This is a genomic window from Streptomyces aurantiacus JA 4570 (assembly GCF_000414115.1).
Lineage (GTDB): Bacteria > Actinomycetota > Actinomycetes > Streptomycetales > Streptomycetaceae > Streptomyces > Streptomyces aurantiacus_A.
Window position 1 is genome coordinate 1 of the sequence record NZ_AOPZ01000464.1, and the last position, 1,689, is coordinate 1,689.

The window sequence follows — 1,689 nt, forward strand, 5'->3', positions numbered from 1 at the left end:
TCGGCGGTGGCCCGCCCCAGCGCCCGCGCCTCGCCGCTGAAGTCCTCACCCTTGGCGAGGACTTGGAGGGCCAGCTCCCACCCGTCCGTCGCCCCGGCCACGTACGGCTGGAGTACGCCGAGCACCAGCGGCTCGTCGGCGCCGTCGGCCGTCATCCACGCGGCGGGCGGCGGCACCCGGCGGCAGTCCTGCCGGCCCAGGGCCAGGGGCAGCTCCAGGTCGGGGTTGACGCCGGGCACCACGCGGCGGAACAGCTTCAGGATCAGCGTATCGCCGTATACGAGCGAGGAGTTGGACTGTTCCGCGCCGAGCGCGCGCGGCGCGAGACCGGACGGGATGTCGGCCCCCGGGGGCCCCTCGGCGCGCGCGAACCGCAGCACGCCGAGCCGCCCGGGCTGCCGCAGCCGTTCCAGGAGCAGCGTGGCCAGGCGCGGGTCGTGCAGCGCCTCGTACACCGTCCGCCCGGCCAGCGCGCCCTCGGTGACATGGCCGATCAGCGCGGGCGCGAGCCGGGGCGGGAGTTCGGTGCGTACGCCGATGAGCAACTGGTAGCAGTCGGCGGGGAGTTCATGGTCGGTGGCCGCCGGGGCCGGGTGCGCCCATGGCTGACGTACGCGGACGAGCAGATGCAGCAGTCCCGGCTCGGCGCCGGGCGGCAGCAGTTCGGTCGCTGCCACCAGCTCGAAACCCGTGACGGGGCGCCCCTTGCCGGCGAACCACCGCTGCCGCGGCAGCCAGCCGCGCAGCAGCGGATCGAGCGACGCGAGGAGCGCGCCGGCGTTGGCACTGGGGCGGGTGGCGGCTTCCGACATGATGTCCCGTCCTTTCCGCACCGCGGACAAGTCAGGTGCCGAGCAAGGAGCGTGCCGAGCAGGAGTGTGCCGAGCTGGGGAGCGTGCTGCCGTGTACGAGTGCCCTGTGCGGGGTGAGTCACGCCGGGAAAAGGGTCGACTCACGCCGCCCGTATCGGCGACCTTACGCCGAGTCGTCGCGCAGCCGGAACCAGTAGAACCCGTGTCCCGCGAGGGTCAGCAGATACGGCAGTTCACCGATGGCCGGAAAGCGCACCCCGCCGATCAGCTCCACGGGGTGGCGGCCGTTGAAGGTCTGCAGGTCGAGTTCGGTGGGCTGGGCGAAGCGGGAGAAGTTGTGGACGCACAGGACGAGGTCGTCGCCGCGTTCACGCAGGAAGGCGAGGACGGCGGGGTTGGAGGAGGGCAGTTCGGTGTAGGAGCCGAGGCCGAAGGCGGGGTTCTGTTTGCGGATCTCGATCATCCGCCGGGTCCAGTGGAGCAGGGAGGACGGCGATGACATGGCGGCTTCGACATTGGTGACCTGGTAGCCGTAGACCGGGTCCATGATGGTGGGCAGGTAGAGGCGGCCGGGGTCGCAGGAGGAGAAGCCGGCGTTGCGGTCGGGGGTCCATTGCATGGGGGTGCGGACGGCGTCGCGGTCGCCGAGCCAGATGTTGTCGCCCATGCCGATCTCGTCGCCGTAGTAGAGGATCGGCGATCCGGGCAGGGACAGCAGCAGTGCGGTGAAGAGTTCGATCTGGTTGCGGTCGTTGTCCAGGAGGGGCGCCAGGCGGCGGCGGATGCCGATGTTGGCGCGCATGCGCGGGTCTTTGGCGTATTCCGCGTACATGTAGTCGCGTTCTTCGTCGGTGACCATCTCCAGGGTGAGTTCGTC

General features: G+C 70.9%; 2 protein-coding genes. Both read right to left on the reverse strand.

The window, feature by feature from the left end; translation table 11 throughout:
* On the reverse strand, positions 1-812 hold an 812-nt coding region (locus STRAU_RS34685), incomplete at its 3' end, for a maltokinase N-terminal cap-like domain-containing protein (RefSeq protein ID WP_037663899.1).
* Between the two features lie 163 nt (positions 813-975).
* The coding region (locus STRAU_RS34690; protein ID WP_037663901.1) for an alpha-glucosidase C-terminal domain-containing protein at positions 976-1,689 on the reverse strand (714 nt) is incomplete at its 5' end.